The organism is Spongiactinospora rosea (assembly GCF_003315795.1).
GTDB lineage: Bacteria > Actinomycetota > Actinomycetes > Streptosporangiales > Streptosporangiaceae > Spongiactinospora > Spongiactinospora rosea.
Map to the genome: position 1 here is coordinate 614195 of NZ_QMEY01000002.1, position 15941 is coordinate 630135.

A 15941-nucleotide genomic window follows, 5' to 3' on the forward strand; every position below is an offset into this window, starting at 1 on the left:
GTTCGCCCTGCCTTTGCATGCCGTTCATGGAATCGGCGTTTCGGAGAGGCAGGGATCCGTTACACGGGTAATACGCCCATGTGAGATTCCGAAAGGACTACTCGGTGCGTAAGAGACTGTCTTTGACGTTAGTCGCGTTCGCCGCTGCGGCCGGGCTCGCCCTGCCGATGGCCGGTGCGACCGCCAGCCAGGCGCACACCCTCAAGGCCGGCGGTGACACGTCGGCGTCCACCTATCAGATCTCGGGCCAGGCGAAGAGCGCCGTGGACCCCGAGGCCGTCCAGAAGGCCGCGAAGATCCTTCGCGGTGCCGTGGAGGACGGCGTCAACTCCGGTTACGGCAGCATTGTCGTGAGCGGCGACGGCGTCCACCTCTTCTGGAAGGGCCAGACGCCCCTCAGCCTGAACCCGTACCTCGCCTCGGCCCGGGACAACGCCCCGGTCGAGGTCCTGCCCGCCGACTACTCGGACGCCGAGCTGCGAGCCCAGGCCGAGCTCGTCGCGCAGGACATCAAGAACGACCTCGAAGGCCCGGTCATCGGGGTGCGGTTCGCTCCTGACGCGAGCGGCCTCATCCTGCTCATCCGGGAGAACGCCAACCCCGGCAACCTCGGCATCCCGTCGCTGAGCGTGGACTACACGACCGAGAAGAGCGCCGTGCCCGAGCTGACCTCGCGTCAGGCGGACACGGCCCCGTTCTCGGGCGGCAACGTCCTCTCCAACCAGGCGCCCGGGGCGCAGTACACCTGCACCGGCGGGTTCCCGGTGACCAAGAACAGCCAGACCTACCTGCTGACCGCCGGGCACTGCGGCAACGTCGGCAACCAGTTCAAGAACGGCGCCACCACGGTGGGCACGGCGACCGAGAAGCACACGGCGCACGACCTGCTGCTGGTCCAGGCCAACTCGGCCGGGAACATCTACGACGGTACCGCTACGACCAACAACAAGCGGGCCGTCGCGGGCTGGGACTACGTCTACGTCGGCGAGCTCGTGAAGTCCTCCGGCGCGGGCAGCGGCACGGTCGCCAACCTGCAGGTGACCGGCTACGTCTACACCCTGACGGTCCGGGACACCTTCGGTGTCCTCACCACCATCACCCAGCAGATCGAGGCGGCCCAGATCAACGGCCTGCCGCCGGCGACCGGTGGCGACAGTGGCGCGCCCATCTTCACCGACTTCGGTGTGAAGGTGGCCGCCAAGGGCTCGGCTTCCGCGGTCAGTGGCAACCGGCTCTTCTTCGCGCCGTTCACCAACGCGATCGCCGACTTCGGCGTCTCCCCGCTGACGAACTGACCGTTCATCCGCGCACAACGCTGAAGAAAATCCACGCATAACACCATTCCAATGACCGGCTGATCCCAGTCACCCTCCCCGGCGGGTCGCCTCTCCGCTCGCCGGGGACCTTTCAATTCCCCCCACTTCTTTTCCGAAAGGAAACTCCGGTGCGCAGCAGACTTACTTTCGCGGTCATCGCGCTGGCCGGTACCGCCGGACTCACCCTGTCCGCCACCGGCGCGATGGCGAGCCCGATCCCGGACCCCGAACCGGGCGCGCACAGGATCACCTACCAGATTCCGCGGCCGGCGAAGAGCGCCGCGGACCGCGAGGGCGTACTGAAGGCCGCGCGGATCATCCGCACCGCCGTGGAGAACGGCGCGAACAGTGGCTACGGCAACATCGTCGTGACCGACACCGCCCTGCACCTGTTCTGGAAGGGCACCCCGCCCGCGTCCCTGAACCCCACACTGGCCGAGGCACGCCGGCACGCCCCGGTCGAGATCCGGCCCGCCGCCTACTCACTGGCCGAGCTGAGGAGCCAGGTCGAGATCATCGGCCGGCACATCGAGGCGAACATGACCGGGCCGGTCATCGGAGTGGGGATCGCCCCCGACTCCAGTGGCCTGATCGTGCTCATCCGCAAGAACGCCGACCGGAACAACCTGGGCCTGCCGCCGGTGAACGTGCCGTACACGACCGAGGAGCGCGACGTTCCCATCCCGGCCTCGGGCCCGCCCTTCCACGCCGGGGAGCCCATCACCAACGTCACCGCGACCCCGGACAGCACGTGCACCAGCGGATTTCCGGTCACCAAGGACAACCAGACCTACCTCCTGACCGCCGGGCACTGCGCCGAGGTGGGCGATGAGTTCCAGCAGAACGGCCAGGTGGTCGGCACCGTGTCCGAGAAGAACGCCGGACACGATCTGCTGCTGATCCCCACGGCCGCCGAAGGGCAGATCGATCCCGACCTGCCGGTCAAGGGCTGGGAGTACATCTACACCGGTGAGGTGGTCACCGCCGGCGGCGCGGCGATCGGGGCCGCCACCTACCAGGTGACCGGGAACGTCTTCACCGTCATGATCCCGAACTCCCGCGGCGAGGCCACCACCGTCACCCACCTGCTCGAGGCCACCCTGCTCGGTGGCCTGCCCCCCACCCGGGGGGCCAGCGGCACTCCCATCTACACGCTGTACGGGAGCAATGGGGCGATGGCCAAGGGTTCGCTCAGCGCCATTATCGGGGCGAAACTGCTGTTCCAGCCGGTTTCCACCGCTATCACCGACTTCGGTGTCAGTGTGCTGACGCAGTGACCCTTCCGGCGAACTGAACGACGCCCCCGCCCCAGCAGGTTCCCGGGGCGGGGGCACTCGTTCTCAGCGCGAACGGTATTCTACGGTCAATCCTTGAGCCCGAAGGCGCGGATGACCGTTTGGGTGAGTCCTTTGCCGTCGGTCGCGGTGGCGTTCACCCGAAGGGATACATAATCCCCCCTCGCGGGTGGTTTCAGCATGACCGCGTGGTCCATCAATCCCGAGCCGCGGACCTGGAGCGGTTGCCAGGTCTTTCCGTCGTCGTAGGACGCCTCCACGGTAATCCGCTTTATCACGGTGGCCAGGCATTCGGGACAGTCAAGGCGAATGGCGATCGGAACGGTCACGGTGCGCTTGGCCCGGTTCAGCTCGTCCAGTCCGGCCGGGAAGATTCGCGCGGCGAGGCGGCGGACCGCCCAGGGCACCGGGGTCTTCTCCCCGTCGAAGGTCCAGCTCGTCTCCACCCGAGTCGCGAGCGAGGCGTACGTCGTGGGCCGGGTGCTGACCTCCGTCAGTGTGTACGACGCGAGCTCGTCAGGCAGTCTGGCCACGAAGCCGCACCGCAGTCCCAGCCGGAGATCCGAACAGCGAAGGTGCTTGAGCAGCTTGCCGCCCGACCTGAGCGACACCTCGCCCTCGCTCATCCATTCGAATCCGGTCCGCCGGGTCACCGGGTCGGCGAACTGACGGCCGCCCGAGTAGTGCAGATCATTGCCTTCTATGACAAGGTCGCCCAGTTGGAGACCCGGACCGAGGACGGCCTGGTTCCACGTCTCACTGGCCGTCTTCCCTCGGAGGAAATTGCCCAAGCTCAAGATGGAGTGAGTGGGCCCCACATGCATCACGGTGTCCCACCTCTGACCGAGTACGAACGTGCGGTAGTTGATCAGAGTGCCCGGCACCCGCGCCCTGGTGGACTGGACGCCCATCCCCGCGGGCCCCACTGCGACAGCCGCCCCGTGGGCCGGTACGCCCGATCCCCGGATCGTCATGGTGATCTTCGCCAGGTCCTTGACCTCGAAGTCGTACACCGGGTCGTCCGGCAGGCCGCCCGAATGCTCCTTGACCAGGTCATACCGCACAGCATCGGCGCCGCCCAGCCTGGACCACGCGTTATGCATCTGGTAGGTGAGATCAGGCACCTTTGAGGGGATGACGTAGAACTCCCCTATTGGAAGCCCCCCGATGGTGCCGTTGTACATCGACCTGAAGAAGCGCTCGCCCCCGAAGTGGGTCGTGACCGTGTTCAGGGACGAGTCCTGGAAACCGTCAGGGTCGTCCAGACCGAACTTGACGGCTTTCCCGTCCCGGGCGTCCACGACCACCTCACGGTGGTCAGCGTCCACCTTGATCGATTCGTGCGAGATGACGTCGTAGGTCTCGCCCGATATGTAGTTGTGGACCCCTCCCTGCATCGTCCAGTCTCCCGCCGGCAGCCTGACGCTGCCCTCGCCCTGGCTGAGCGGAACGTACTCCACCCAGTTGCGCTCCAGGCTGTACACCAGCGCCTCGGACCAGATCGCGGGATCACCGTTGCGGTCGATGAATCTGAAGTCGACGTCGTACGATTCGGGCTCGACATACGTCCCGGCCAGCGTCCGCAGCACGACGTCCTGGCCGGACGACGCCACGAGGACGCCCGGATACTCGCCGGGTTCGACGTCCGCGCGTGCCATGTCCAGCGTCACCGTCGCCTGACCGTGCGCGGGCACCTTGATCTGCTGCGCCGACGGCTTGAGCAGCCCGGCCGGCAGGGCGACACCCGGCTGGGCGCTCTCCATGCGCAGGTCAAGGAAGACCGTCCGGTCGCCCGAGTTGGTGTAGGTGATCGTCTTCCTGACCGGGGCGTCCTCACCGTATGGCAGTGTCGTCCACACGTTGCCCGGCGTGGCCGTTACGTTCAGCTTGGTCGCCGCGTCCACATCGACGCGCCCGGCCCCCTGCTCATAGGGGCCGTTCTCCGGGTTGGGCACCGCGGTCCCGATCAGGGCACCCTTCAACTGCTCCGCCGTCCAGTCCGGATGCGCCTCGGCGAGCAGCGCCGCCGCGCCCGCGACGTGCGCCGCGGCCATGGACGTGCCGCTTTCCGCCGAGTACTGGCCATTCTCCGGGCCGGTTCCAACGATCATCGCCGCGGTGATCGCCACCCCGGGCGCGGTGATGTCCGGCTTCACCGCGTGATCGCCGGCACGTGGCCCGCGAGAGGAGAAGTCGGCCAGCCTGTCGCTCTTGGAGACCGCGCCGACGGTGAGCGCGGCGTCCGCGCTGCCGGGGCTGCCAAGCGTGGTCTTGCCCGGACCGTAGTTGCCGGCGGCGACGACGAACAGCGTCCCGTACACCTCGGTCAGGGTGTTGACCGCCTCTTCGAGCAGGTCGGGGATCTGGCTGTCGAACGTCGTGCCGAGGCTCAACAGGGCGATCTTGGCCTTGGCCTCGCCCGCGGCCCAGTCCATTCCCCGGAGAGCGTAGGAGTCGGTGTATCCATCAGAGCATGCCACCTTCGCGATGGCGAGCTTGGCGTCCGGCGCGACTCCCCGGTACTTGCCCCCCGACGCCTTCCCGGAGCCGGCGATGATCGAAGACTGGTGGGTGCCGTGCCCGTGCATTTCGTCCTGGACACCACCAGTGGTGCCGGTGAAATCCGCCTTGGCGGTGACACTGTCCGCCAGGTCCGGGTGCCGCTCGTCGTAGCCACTGTCGATCACGGCCACCGTCACGCCCTTGCCGGTCAGGCCGCGCTGCCAGGCGGCAGGGGCGCCGATCTGCTTGACGCTTTCCGCGAGGTACGGCGTGCGCTTGCCGTCCAGCCACAGTTTGGTGACGCCCGAGGCCAGCGAGCGGGCCGACGCACCCGCCGTCAGTTGCTTCCACGCCTGCTCCGCGCCGTCCTTGGTGACCTTCACCCCGGACAGGTCGAGCGCTTCGCTGCGCCAGCCGGTCTTGGCCGCCTTGGCGGTGAGGCGCGGCACCGCAGGCGACCGGACGATCAGGGGCACCTCCGCACTGCGCGAGTCGTCGTAGCCCCACGCCACAAGCTGCGTGACGTCGAACAGGCGCTTGTCCACGAGCCCGCGCCCGACGAGCGGCAGCGCGTCGGCCGGGTAAACGCTCAGGTGACCATCGCGTTCCTGAGCGGTGAACCGTACTTTGTCCCTGCCGGGCCCGGGCTCGATCTCGTAAGTGGGGCCCGATTCGCCTTGAGCGTAGAGCTTGACCCGGTCTCCGGTCACCAGGGTGACGAAAGCGGGTAGTCGCGGCTTGACATCCTCCACTGATTTCGTGGCGGTCGAACGCGGGCCGGACTCCGATAGCGAATTCTCGAACTGGCAGGGGATCCGAGCTGCCAGCGCGGAATCGCCGAGTGCGCGATTGATGGCGCTCTGTGTCGGGGCCGCGTTCGCCGAGCCCGGCGGTAAGCCGAGTCCGACCGCGGTGACCAGGCCAATTGTTGCGGTAATCGTTTTCCGTATCATCGGCGCGCTCCGAGGTCGCGCGTCGTGCAAGGAATCGGCGGCATGAACACGCTCGCTGCCGAGACCTGGTTCTGTGGGGGGTGAGACACAGGTCCTCCTGTCGGCTCATCGTCGCCTAATTACCAAGGCGACCTTCCACTCCTAGCACAAATCACTCCAATCGTCATGACCGTACGGCCGAATCTCCATACCGGGATATGTCAAGGAGTCACGACATGGCCGCTCACCATTGCTTTTTACAATAGTAAAACCACGGAGAGTGCCATTGTTGGGCCGGGCCGCGTCATGACGGCCGCCATTTCCGGCGATACGCGCCGCGCGATACGGACACGGGCCGCCCCCCAGGGCGGCCACGAGCCCCGGGCGCACTGCTCATGCGGCCGGGGCACGGCCGATTCCGCGTGTTGGGTGTGCCCGATTCCATGCGGGCGCGGCGACGGACCGTGCATGATCGAGTCAGTACGCATGCCGACGAGACGCACCCGTGAAGAATGGACCTGACATGACAGCGCGCACGATCACCATCGGGGACGGCCTGGAGATCAACCGGCTGGGCTTCGGCGCGATGCACCTGACCGGCCCGCACTCCTGGGGACCTCCCGCCGACGAGGCATCGGCGCTGGCGGTGGCCAGGCGGGCGGTCGAGCTGGGCGTGAACCACATCGACACCGCCGACTCCTACGGGCCCGGCACCAGCGAGGAGATGCTGGCCCGCGCGCTGCACCCGTACCCGGCGGGGCTGCTGATCGGCACCAAGGCGGGGCAGTCCCGGCCCTCGCCCCGCGAGTGGGTGGCGCTCGGGCGGCCGGAGTACCTACGCCAGCAGGTCGAGCTGAGCCTGCGGCGGCTGCGCCTGCCGGTCATCGACCTGTTCTGGCTGCACCGTATCGATCCGAAGGTCCCGGCCGCCGACCAGTTCGGGGTGCTGGCGCGGTTGCGGGACGAGGGCAAGGTCCGGCATGTCGGGCTGTCGCAGGTGTCGGTCGCGCAGATCGAGGAGGCACGCCGGACGGTCGAGATCGTCGGCGTCCAGAACCAGTACAACGTGTACTCACGCACGGACGAGGACGTCGTGGACCACTGCACGCGCGAAGGCCTGATGTTCGTACCCTGGGAGCCGGTCGCCTCCGGCGCGCACGCCGCCCGCACCGGCCCGCTCGCGGAGGTCGCGGCCGAGGTCGGCGCGACGCCGGTACAGGTGTCGCTGGCCTGGCTGCTGCACCGGTCGCCGATCATGTGCCCGATCCCGGGCACCTCGTCGATCGCGCACCTTGAGGAGAACATGGGCGCGGCCGACGTACGGCTGAGCGACGAGCAGTTCGACCGGCTGGCCAAGCTCGGCTGACGGCCCCCCACGCCGCGGGGGTCGCGCCGGGACGACATCGGCGAGGGGCGGCGACCCCTCCGGCATTATAGCCACAAAAGAAAAAAGCGAGATTTCCCGAATTGCGGAAACAAATCCGCTCCCCCGGGAGTCTTAATGTGTGGGGAATGCGTAGGGGGCCCGGTTACACCCAGTGGGTGAAATCGCACGCATCAACACAGGGGGAAAGGAGACGGCATGCCCGTCGACCTGAAAAACGATCAACCCTTGGCCTGGGATTCGGCCACGCTCGACCCGGACACCAAGGCGATGCTCGACAATCTGCAGGCGAACATCCTGCGCGCCCACGTGCGCGAGCACCTGTCCGTGCTGTTCGTACGGTTCAACAACGCCAGAGAGGGCCGCCGGTTTCTTCGCGGGCTGGCCAGGAGGGTGAAGTCGGCGCGTAAGCACCTCGCCGAAGTGCGCGACTTCAATCTTAGCGGCAAGCGCGGCACTCCTTATGTGGGGGTCGGTATGAGCAAGGCCGGATACCGGGATCTCGGACATTCGGCAGAAGAGGTACAAAAGTTCACCGACGTGGTATTTCACGACGGAATGAAGCAGCGGGTGGCCGTGGTCAACGACCCGCCCGCCGACCAATGGGAGCACGCCTACCAGCGTGACATCCACGCCGTGATCCTGATCGGTGACGCCCGGCCCGAACCGGTCGCGCGGCTCCGCAGGGAGATCATCGCCGAGCTGCCCCGGTCGGCCCGGGTGCTCGGCGAGGAGACCGGCCGGGGCATGCACAACGCCGCCGGTGAGGGCATCGAGCACTTCGGCTACGTGGACGGCCGCAGCCAGCCGCTGTTCCTCAAGGACGAGGTGGACAAGGAGCCGAAGGAGCACTGGGACCCGTTTCTCCCGCTGGAGAACATCCTGCTCCAAGACCCGCTCGCGCCCAATCCGGTCGCCCACCACGGCAGCTACTTCGTGTTCCGCAAGCTGGAACAGGACGTCCGGGCGTTCCAGCAGATCGAACGCGACCTCGCCGACGAACTCGGCCTGGTCGGCGCGGACCGCGAGCGGGCGGGGGCGATGCTGTTCGGCCGCTTCCGCGACGGCACGCCGCTGACCGACAAGCCGCTGCCCGCGGGCGGGCCGGTGAGCAACGATTTCAGTTTCGACGCCGACCCGGGGAGCAAGTGCCCGTTCAGCAGCCACATCCGCAAGAGCAACCCGCGGTCGTTCGGGCGGGAGGTGCTGATGGTCCGGCGCGGGCAGACGTACGGCGTGCGCACCGACGACCCGACCGACGACTCCCCGCCGGAGAACCGGCCGAGCACGGGGGTCGGGCTGCTGTTCATGTCCTTCAACGGCGAACTGAGTAAGCAGTTCGAGTTCACCCAGGAGAAGTGGGCCAACGCGCCGGACTTCCAGGTCCCGGGCACCGGCCACGATCCGGTGATCGGCCAGGGGGAGCGGGACATCAAGGTGACGTTCCCCAAGGTCTGGGGGCAGCCGGAGCTGTCGTCCCCGATCCCGCAGGTGGCGCAGACGATCACCATGAAGGGCGGCGAGTACTTCTTCATGCCGTCCCTCGCCTATCTGCGCGGCCTGTAGGCGTCACATCGGGATCTCGTCGAGAGTCCGCCGCAGCCTGAGCAGCGCCGGGGCGAGTTCGTCGCGCGGCGGTGTGCCGAGGGCCAGCCGCAGCGCGTGCGGCCGGTACGCCCCGGTGGCGAAGGCGTCGGCGGTCGAGACGAGGATGCCCGCCCCGGCCAGCGCGTCCGCCACCCGGTCGGGGCGCTGGTGCGGCTGGAGCTCCAGCCACACCAGGTAAGAGGCGGGGTGCGCGGTGACGCGCACCCCGGCCAGTACGTCCCTGGCGATCTCCTGGCGGGCGGCGGCGTCCTCGCGGCGGGCGCGTTCCAGGCGCTCGACCGTGCCGTCCGCCAGCCAGCCGGTGACCAGCGCGGTGATCAGCCCGGGCGCGCCCCACGCCGCCGCGCGCAGCGCCCTGGTGATCGCCCCGGCGTACCGGGGCGGCACCACGGCGAAGCCGAACCGCAGCCCGGTCGCCACGTTCTTCGACAGCCCGGCGACGTAGCAGGTGCGCTCGGGGGCGAGGGCCTGCACCGGCGGCGGCGGGGCCGCCTCCAGGAACGCGTACGTGCCGTCCTCGACGATCACGCAGTCGTGCGCGCGGGCGATGGCGGCCAGGCGGGCGCGCTGCTCGTGATCGAGCACCCAGCCGAGCGGGTTGTGCACGGTCGGGATGGCGTAGATCAGGCGCACCCGCCGGGTACGGCAGAGCCCGTCGAGCGCGTCGAGATCGGGGCCGGGCCCGGTCGGCGGCACGGCCACGGGTATCGGCGCGAGATCGAGACCGTGCGCGGCGGCCAGCAGCTTGATGCCGGGATAGCTGAGCGCGTCCACGGCCACGACGTCGCCGGGACGGGCCAGGCCGCGCAGCACCGTGTCCAGGGCCTGCTGGGCGCCGCTGGTCAGCAGCACGGTGTCCGGTACGGTGTCGATCCCGCGGCCGAGCAGGTAGGTGGCCACGATCGCCCGGTCCTGCCCGCGCCCGCCCGGCGGGTGCTGGAGCAGCAGCGCCTCGGCGTCGCCCGAGGCGGCCAGCGCGCGCAGCGACCGCCGCAGCAGGTCGCCCTGGCCGGGGGCCAGCGGCTGGTTGAACGACAGGTCGGCCACGCGCGGCACCGGCAGCGCGCGGGAGGGGTCCAGGCCGTCGTAGCCGGACAGCGCCCGCACGAACGTGCCCCGCCCCGGCTCCCCCACGACCAGCCCCAGCGCGGCCAGCTCGGCGTACACCCGGGTGGCGGTGGCGAGCGCGATCCGCCGGCTGCGGGCCAGCGCGCGGTGCGGCGGCAGCCGGGTGCCGCCCGGCAGCGCGCCGGACCTGATGTCCGCGGCGAACTCCTCGACGATGGCCTTGTACGACGGCGAGCGCATGCTCCCGAGCCTATGTGTATCCAGGACGATGATTGGATCGTCCTGGATCGGCGCTCCTAGCCTGGACGCGTTCACGTCCCCGGCGAAACGGAGCACCCGGCATGAGCGTCCGGCGCGACCACCAAGGCGACCTGCTCACCCTCACCCTCGACCGGGCGGACAAGCTCAACGCCCTGGACTACCCGTTGATCGACGCGCTGCTCGCCGAACTCGACCGCGCCGAGGCCGACGACTCCGTGCACGCAGTCATCCTGACCGGCGCGGGCGGCAGGGCGTTCAGCGCGGGGGCCGACATCCCGTCACTGGCCGCCAGCATCGCGGGCGGCCCGGAACGGGCGCTGCGCGAGATCGTCCGGCGCGGCCACGGGCTGACCCGGCGCGTCGAGGAGTTCCCCAAGCCGGTGATCGTCGCGGTCAACGGCCTGGCGTACGGCGGCGGCTGCGAGATCGTCGAGGCCGCCCCGCTGGCCGTCGCCGCCGAGCACGCGCGGTTCGCCAAGCCGGAGATCACGCTCGGCTTCCCGCCGCCGTTCGGCGGGTCGCAGCGGCTGCCCCGGCACGTCGGACGCAAGCGCGCGCTGGAGATGATCCTCACCGGCGACCCCATCCCTGCGGCCAGGGCGGCCGAGATCGGCCTGGTCAACGCCGTCGTACCGGCCGCCGACCTGCTCGGCGCGGCCCGCGACCTGGCCGCCCGCGTGGTACGGCACGCGCCCACGGCGGTGACGGCGTGCCTGCGCGCGGTCACCCGCGGCCTCAACCTCCCCATCGACGAGGCCCTGGCCGTCGAGGCGGCCTCCTTCGCGGCCACCGTCCCCACCGAGGGCGTCCGGGCCGGTCTGGACCGCTTCCTGGACCGGAAGGGCCGGACCGGCACCTCAGTGGGGCAGGTGGTCAGGTTGTGAACGTGATCTGCTGGCTTCATCCATACGGCCGGATTCGCTTCCGGCCGAATCTGTTCGTATGACCACTCTTCAAGCGACCGTGCGTCCCGTGAACGCCGCGGACCGTCCCGTCGTCGAGCGGCTCTGGCTCATGTTCCGCCACGATATGGCGGACTTCCAGGGCGGGCTGCCCAGCCCCGACGGCACCTATCACAGCGACCGGCTACGCCCGGTGTTCGAGGACGACGACTGGGCGGCCTACCTGTTCACCAGCGGAGACCGGCCGGTCGGGTTCTCGTTCGTCCGCGCGGTGTCCGGCCCGGCGCGTGTGCTGAACAGTTTCTTCGTGGTGCGCGGCGCGCGCCGTTCGGGGATCGGGATGGAGGTCGTGCGGGAGGTGATCTCCCGGCACCCCGGCCCCTGGAAGATCGCCTTCCAGGACTCCAACACGGCGGCCGTCGCGTTCTGGCGGCGCGTGGCCACCGAGATCGCCGGCGACTCGTGGACGGAGGAACGCCGGCCGGTCCCGGACCGGCCTGATGTGCCCCCGGACGTGTGGATCTCCTTCACGACCGCCTGACCGGCATCCGGCGGGTGCACGACACGGGCCGCTGTCGCGGTGAATCCATGATCTACCGCGACACGGCCCCCGGTTGCCGCTCGGCGGCCGCGGTGAGCCGGCTCGCCAGGTCCTTGAGGGCCTGGCGCAGTTCGTCGGGGCCGTGGATGGTGAAGGGCCATTCCAGGGAGGCGAGGAGGTGGGCCATGCCGTCCAGGCGTTCCGCCCGGACGCGCATCAGGACGCCGTCGGGCCGGGCGGTGAGGGTGGCGATGCTCTTCGGCAGCCGTCGCGCGATCTCGCCGAGAGGGCCGTCGATGAGGACCTCGACCTCCCAGCGGTAGGGGGCCTGCGCCAGGGCGGCGGTGAGGTGGGCGACCGGGTCGAAGCCAGCGGGGGGTGTGAAGGTGGCGTCGCGGGGCGTGACGGAGGCGATCCGGTCGATGCGGAACGTGCGCAGGCTCTCGCGGAGGTGGTCGTGGCCGATGACGTACCAGCGCCCGGAGTGGAAGACGATGCCGTACGGGTCGATGTCGCGTTCGCTGTGCTCCTCGTGCCATGACCGGTAGCGCAGGGCGACGCTCTGGTGGGAGCGGGAGGCCTGGGCCAGGGCCAGCAGGACGCCGGTTTCGGGGGCCTGGGCGTTCACGGTGCCGGCGGTGAACGACAGGGTGTCGCGCATGGCGGCGAGCGGTTCCCGCAGGGCCTGCGGCAGTACTCGCTCGACCTTGGCCAGGGCGCCCGCGCCGGCCGGCGCGGTGCTGTGCATGCCCAGCCGTTCGCCGGCGAGCAGGCCCAGGACGACCGCTAGCGCCTCGTCGTTCGTGAGCATCAGGGGCGGCATCCGGTAGCCGCGGGCCAGCCGGTAGCCGCCGTAGCGGCCACGGTCGGACTCCACTGGAATGCCCAGCTCCCGCAGGTGCGCCGTGTATCGGCGCACGGTGCGGACGTCGGTGCCCAGGCGGTCGGCGAGCTGGGCGCCGGTGAGCCCCGCGTGCGTCTGGAGGAGTTCGAGCAGGGCGAGCACGCGCGTCAGGGGATGAGACATGGATCACTCACTATACAGGGCGGAAACTGTCCTGTATCGACTCTACGCTCGTCCTACCACCTCGAAAGGGAGAATCTCGTGGCTGCTTTCGTACTCGTTCCCGGCGCTTGGCTCGGTGCCTGGGCCTGGGAGGACACCACCCGTGCGCTGCGGGAGCGCGGCCACACCGTGCTGCCGTTGACGCTGACAGGTCTCGGCGAACGCGCCGGCCAGGCGACCGCGGAAACGAACCTGGACACCCACATCGACGACATCGTCTCGGCCGTCGACCAGCACGGCCTGCGGAATGTCACCCTGGTGGCGCACAGCTACGCCGCCGCTCCCGTCACGGGGGCGGCCGGGCGCCTGGGATCGCGGCTGGAGCGTCTGGTCTACCTCGACAGCGCCCCGTTCGCCGAGGGCATGGGCATGCTGGACCTCATGCCGCCGCAGGCGGCGGAGGAGTTGAGCAAGCAGGTCGCCGACCACGGGGAGGGGTGGCGGCTGCCGGTGCCGTCCTTCGAGGTTCTCGGCTCGTTCGGCAGTTTGGCGGGGCTCGGCGAGGACCAGCGCGACCTCATGCGCGCGAAGGCCGTGCCCCAGCCGTTCGGCACGTACGAGCAACGGCTCACCGGCCTGGCCGAGCCGGGGCCCGGCGTGGACCGCGTCGTGATCGCCTGCGACGACTTCCGAGGGATGCTGGACGCCGGAGTGCCGATGCTGGCGTTCATGAACCAGCCGCCGTGGCGGCGATTCGACCTGTCCACCGGCCACTGGCCGATGCTGTCCGCGCCCGGCGAACTCGCCGACGTCCTGCACACGACCGTTTCCTGACGCTGCCGGGGGACGGCACATCCGATGCTGACGCAGCAGCTCATCCGTGGAATGCGGGCCCACGCGCAAGCCCTGACCGACGGGGTCCGGGAGACCTCCGCCGAGGCCGTCGTGCGGCGCGTCTTCGCCATCCAGGCGCAGGACGCCGCGGCGGCGGACCTGGGCATCCGCGTACGGGGACAGGACATCAGCGCGGAGGACGTCCGGGCGGCCTACGAGGACGATCGGAGCATCGTCCGCGGCTGGTTCATGCGCGGAACCCTGCACACCGTCCCCGGCTCGGATGCCCGCCGGCTGCTGCGGCTGTTCGCTCCCCGTATCCTCGCCGCGACCGGCCACCGCTATCACCGGCTCGGCCTGGACGGCGGAACGCGCGAGCGCGCCGACCGGCTGCTCCGGCGCGTCCTCGCCGCGCACGGACCGCTCACCCGGGCCGAACTGACGGAGCACCTGGCCGCTGCCGGCGTTCGACCGGAGGGGCAGGCGCCGTTCCACCTGATCCGCCACGCGGCGCTCACCGGAGTTCTCTGTCACGGCCCTCGGCGCGGCGATGAGGCCATGTATGTCCTGCTCGACGACTGGCTGCCGGCCACCGCCGGGGACCCGGCGTGGGACGAGGACACCGCCGCCGCCGAGCTGGCCCGCCGCTACCTTCACGCCCACGCGCCCGCCGGGGTGGACGACTTCGCCGTCTGGTCGGGCCTGCCGGTCACCCTGGCCCGCAGAGCCTGGAAGACGCTGGCGCGGACCGGCTCGATCACCGAGTACGGGACGCTGAGCGTGCCGGCCGGATGGAAAGCGGAATCTCCGGGCATTCCCACCACCCCGGATGTGCGGCTGCTGCCCGCCTACGACGACTACCTCGTCGGGCACCGCACCCGGGAGTCGTCCGTTCCCGCCGCTCACCTCGGCCGGGTCTGGTCAGGCGGCGGCGTCATCCGCCCCACGGTCATCGCGGACGGCCTGGCCATCGCCACATGGACCCGCCGTGACGCCGGACGCCGTGTTCAGGTGGACGCGTTCGAGCCCTTGTCGCCGCAGGTCCAGGCGCTGATCGATAGGGAGGTCTCGGCCGTCACCCGCTTTGTCCGGCCCACCGGTCGGCCGCGCGGAGCCGGTCAGGCGCCCTCCAGGCGGGCGGAGTCGTCGTCGTAGCGGTCGGCGAGGCGGGCGGTGAGGGTGTCCACCCAGTGGGCGGGGAGGTGGGCGCGGGCGGTGAGCAGGCGGCGTACACCGTCGAGGTCGCGCCGGTCCACGTTCATGACCCGGTTGACCTCGGCGACGGTCAGGCCCGTCGCCGGATCATTCGCTAGATGCCGCGGTCGCCCACTCGGTCAACCCACCGCACGCACCGTGACGCGGTCATATCCATCCGGTTCGGTGGGCGGTCCAAGCGCAGGCGGCCTGAGCGGCGCGCGCCTGGAAGGCGCGCAGCCGGGGCACGCCGGGTGGAGCCGGAAGCCGCGACACCCGTGCCCAATAGCCGGCGAACGCCGCCGCATAGCCGGTGACCACCCGCGGGTCGACCCCGAGACAGGAGAGAGGGACGGCGATCGCCTGCTCGGCATCCGCCGGCGGGTGGCCCCCCAGAATGAGGTGCGGTACCAGGTCGACCAGGTCGATCCAGGCGGCACCTACGCAGGGTTGTGCCCAGTCGATGATCCAGGTCGCCTGATCGGTGAGCAGGAAGTTGTCCGGTCGTAGATCACCGTGCAGCATGGTGTCGCCGTCGGCGACGTTGAGCCAGGTCGATTCAAGTTCGGCGAGGGCGTGGAGGTGGCGTCGTGGCCAACCGGCCAGGTCATCTGGCGGGTCTTGGGCGAGTACCGCCCAGCCGTGGACCAGCTGGGCGAGTTCGACCTGCGCGCGGGGAGCCGTGATCGGGGCAGGGGTGAGCGTGTGTGCCAGGCCCGCGACGGCGGTGACCACGCGGGCGACGTCCGGTGAGTTCGGTGAGAGGTCGGCGTGATGGCCGGGGATGTCGTCGAAGGCGAGTACGACCCAGCCGGCGATGTCGTCGGTCCACCGAAGCGCGGGTGCCGGGACCGACGTGGGCAGGGCTCCAACGGTCGCAGCCTCGCAGCGGTACCGATCGGCGAGCGGATGGTCGGCGGGGATGCCTTTCACGAAGATGGACTCGCCGGTCTTCGTGACCAGCCTGGCGGCCAGGCCAGGGGTGAATCCGCCGGTCTGCGTCCGCGCATCGACGATCGTGCCGAGCCGCGTCGCCAGCCCTTCGCGCAAAGGCGCGGGAAGTTGGTCCCAGGTAGGCCGGAGGGCGGTCATGAGCGT

At 69.9% G+C, this 15941-nt stretch carries 13 protein-coding genes; 8 read left to right on the plus strand and 5 right to left on the minus strand.

Annotation, left to right across the window (positions count from 1 at the left end; translation table 11 throughout):
* The first annotated feature begins 122 nt into the window (after nt 1-122).
* A complete protein-coding gene (locus DP939_RS07910) occupies nt 123-1295 on the plus strand; it encodes a chymotrypsin family serine protease (RefSeq protein ID WP_113979928.1) in 1173 nt (390 codons plus the stop codon).
* Nucleotides 1296-1444: 149 nt separating this feature from the next.
* On the plus strand, nt 1445-2593 hold the full coding sequence (locus DP939_RS07915) for a chymotrypsin family serine protease (protein WP_113979929.1): 1149 nt from the start codon (nt 1445-1447) through the stop codon (nt 2591-2593).
* Between the two features lie 86 nt (nt 2594-2679).
* Here the strand turns inward: DP939_RS07915 and DP939_RS07920 are convergent, their stop codons facing one another.
* Nucleotides 2680-5823 carry a S8 family serine peptidase gene (locus DP939_RS07920; RefSeq protein WP_158578500.1) on the minus strand — a complete coding sequence of 1048 codons (3144 nt, stop codon included), beginning with the start codon at nt 5821-5823 and terminating at the stop codon, nt 2680-2682.
* Between the two features lie 745 nt (nt 5824-6568).
* On the opposite strand from DP939_RS07920, the gene DP939_RS07925 reads away from it, so the two are divergent.
* Together DP939_RS07925 and DP939_RS07930 are read left to right on the plus strand one after the other, a co-directional pair.
* Complete coding sequence (locus tag DP939_RS07925; protein ID WP_113979931.1) at nt 6569-7411, plus strand: aldo/keto reductase; 843 nt, start codon at nt 6569-6571, stop codon at nt 7409-7411.
* 216 nt (nt 7412-7627) lie between these two features.
* Nucleotides 7628-8995, plus strand: a complete 1368-nt coding sequence (locus DP939_RS07930) for a Dyp-type peroxidase (RefSeq protein ID WP_113979932.1) — start codon at nt 7628-7630, stop codon at nt 8993-8995.
* 3 nt (nt 8996-8998) lie between these two features.
* Here the strand turns inward: DP939_RS07930 and DP939_RS07935 are convergent, their stop codons facing one another.
* Complete coding sequence (locus DP939_RS07935; protein WP_113979933.1) at nt 8999-10345, minus strand: aminotransferase-like domain-containing protein; 1347 nt, start codon at nt 10343-10345, stop codon at nt 8999-9001.
* A 101-nt stretch (nt 10346-10446) separates the two neighbouring features.
* Between DP939_RS07935 and DP939_RS07940 the strand changes: the two genes are divergently transcribed.
* Both DP939_RS07940 and DP939_RS07945 read left to right on the plus strand, forming a co-directional pair.
* Complete coding sequence (locus DP939_RS07940) at nt 10447-11250, plus strand: crotonase/enoyl-CoA hydratase family protein (RefSeq protein WP_113979934.1); 804 nt, start codon at nt 10447-10449, stop codon at nt 11248-11250.
* Nucleotides 11251-11308: 58 nt separating this feature from the next.
* Complete coding sequence (locus DP939_RS07945) at nt 11309-11809, plus strand: GNAT family N-acetyltransferase (protein WP_113979935.1); 501 nt, start codon at nt 11309-11311, stop codon at nt 11807-11809.
* Nucleotides 11810-11861: 52 nt separating this feature from the next.
* Here the strand turns inward: DP939_RS07945 and DP939_RS07950 are convergent, their stop codons facing one another.
* The gene (locus DP939_RS07950; RefSeq protein ID WP_113979936.1) at nt 11862-12836 is read right to left on the minus strand and encodes a helix-turn-helix transcriptional regulator; all 975 of its coding nucleotides are present in this window, start codon (nt 12834-12836) and stop codon (nt 11862-11864) included.
* Between the two features lie 78 nt (nt 12837-12914).
* Here DP939_RS07950 and DP939_RS07955 point away from each other — a divergent pair, with 78 nt between their 5' ends.
* Complete coding sequence (locus DP939_RS07955) at nt 12915-13649, plus strand: alpha/beta fold hydrolase (RefSeq protein WP_113979937.1); 735 nt, start codon at nt 12915-12917, stop codon at nt 13647-13649.
* 24 nt (nt 13650-13673) lie between these two features.
* On the plus strand, nt 13674-14804 hold the full coding sequence (locus DP939_RS07960; RefSeq protein ID WP_113979938.1) for a winged helix DNA-binding domain-containing protein: 1131 nt from the start codon (nt 13674-13676) through the stop codon (nt 14802-14804).
* On the opposite strand, the gene DP939_RS07965 is transcribed toward DP939_RS07960, so the two are convergent.
* Complete coding sequence (locus DP939_RS07965) at nt 14768-14938, minus strand: 3-alpha domain-containing protein (RefSeq protein ID WP_225878116.1); 171 nt, start codon at nt 14936-14938, stop codon at nt 14768-14770. The genes DP939_RS07960 and DP939_RS07965 overlap by 37 nt on opposite strands.
* Nucleotides 14939-15011: 73 nt before the next feature.
* The gene (locus DP939_RS07970) at nt 15012-15935 is read right to left on the minus strand and encodes a phosphotransferase family protein (RefSeq protein ID WP_113979940.1); all 924 of its coding nucleotides are present in this window, start codon (nt 15933-15935) and stop codon (nt 15012-15014) included.
* Nucleotides 15936-15941 lie beyond the last annotated feature (6 nt).

Coding starts and splice junctions, on each gene's coding strand:
- DP939_RS07925 (WP_113979931.1), top strand. CDS start 6,569: ATGACAGCGCGCACGATCACCATCGGGGACGGCCTGGAGATCAACCGG.
- DP939_RS07930 (WP_113979932.1), top strand. CDS start 7,628: ATGCCCGTCGACCTGAAAAACGATCAACCCTTGGCCTGGGATTCGGCC.
- DP939_RS07935 (WP_113979933.1), bottom strand. CDS start 10,345: ATGCGCTCGCCGTCGTACAAGGCCATCGTCGAGGAGTTCGCCGCGGAC.
- DP939_RS07940 (WP_113979934.1), top strand. CDS start 10,447: ATGAGCGTCCGGCGCGACCACCAAGGCGACCTGCTCACCCTCACCCTC.
- DP939_RS07945 (WP_113979935.1), top strand. CDS start 11,309: ATGACCACTCTTCAAGCGACCGTGCGTCCCGTGAACGCCGCGGACCGT.
- DP939_RS07950 (WP_113979936.1), bottom strand. CDS start 12,836: ATGTCTCATCCCCTGACGCGCGTGCTCGCCCTGCTCGAACTCCTCCAG.
- DP939_RS07960 (WP_113979938.1), top strand. CDS start 13,674: ATGCTGACGCAGCAGCTCATCCGTGGAATGCGGGCCCACGCGCAAGCC.
- DP939_RS07970 (WP_113979940.1), bottom strand. CDS start 15,935: ATGACCGCCCTCCGGCCTACCTGGGACCAACTTCCCGCGCCTTTGCGC.